The 919-nt window shown below is 44.5% G+C and carries 2 protein-coding genes; both read left to right on the top strand.

Annotated elements, in window-relative coordinates; genetic code table 11:
* The coding region (locus MRX98_RS21795) for a type II toxin-antitoxin system VapB family antitoxin (RefSeq protein ID WP_246915290.1) at positions 1-284 on the top strand (284 nt) is incomplete at its 5' end.
* A gap of 1 nt (position 285) precedes the next feature.
* Positions 286-651: a type II toxin-antitoxin system VapC family toxin gene (locus tag MRX98_RS21800; RefSeq protein WP_246915293.1), complete on the top strand. Its 366-nt coding sequence runs from the start codon at positions 286-288 to the stop codon at positions 649-651.
* Positions 652-919: the final 268 nt, after the last annotated feature.

Consider the following 919-nt stretch of genomic DNA (forward strand, 5'->3'; position numbering starts at 1 on the left):
CGTTAGCCCAAAAAATCCTTGCATTTTGCCACACCATTGATACATATTGGTATGTATATTTAACGCATATTTTAATAAGGAGCTCGCATATGCGAACAACGTTAAACATAGAAGATGCCCTTATCGAAAAGGCATCAAAACTAACCGGAATTAATGAAAAAACGGCCTTGGTTCGTAAGGGACTTGAGACCCTGATCAGTTTGGAGAGCAGCCGGCGTTTGGCTGAACTCGGTGGAAGCGAAAAAAACATTGATATGCCAAAACGCCGAAGATCAGAGTGTTAAAATGATTCTTGTAGACACAAGTGTTTGGATCCACCATTTCAGAAAAATGGATCAGGAGCTTGTTGATCATTTAAACACTGGATCGGTCGCATGCCATCCTTTTATTATTGGAGAATTGGCATGCGGCAATCTTGCCAACCGTTCGGAAATTTTAATGTTGCTACAAGCGTTGCCCTCTACACCAATTCTTGAGCCAAATGAAATTCTTTATTTTATTGAAAAGAACTTGCTTATGGGGCGAGGCCTTGGCTATGTAGATATTCATTTATTGGCTTCCGCAATTCTTGGTAATGTTGTTTTGTGGACTGCTGATCGTCGTCTTTGTGAAACTGCAACAGAACTTGGGCTCTCGTATTTGAATGGCTAGCAAGCGGCTGTTGCCGGACTCGCTTCGCTCGCCGCAAAGCCGCAACGTTGGGCGCTTCGGGAAGCGCTTTGTCGTGACTGAATGGGAGATAGAAATAGGTGGATGTCAGCACGTCATGCATGAGAGAGCGAATAATGCAAAGAAGTGTGAATGCACGGAGCTACAACGAGGTTACAAATTGGCGCGAATACGAGAAGGAGCTTCCAGCAACCTTCAAACTGTCGAAAATTCGCCCGGAGGAAGAGTGGTTCAACTGGCGGGATATCGC

Origin of the sequence: Desulfatitalea alkaliphila (genome assembly GCF_022968795.1) — a bacterium.
Classification (GTDB): domain Bacteria; phylum Desulfobacterota; class Desulfobacteria; order Desulfobacterales; family Desulfosarcinaceae; genus Desulfatitalea; species Desulfatitalea alkaliphila.

Coding starts and splice junctions, on each gene's coding strand:
- MRX98_RS21800 (WP_246915293.1), top strand. CDS start 286: ATGATTCTTGTAGACACAAGTGTTTGGATCCACCATTTCAGAAAAATG.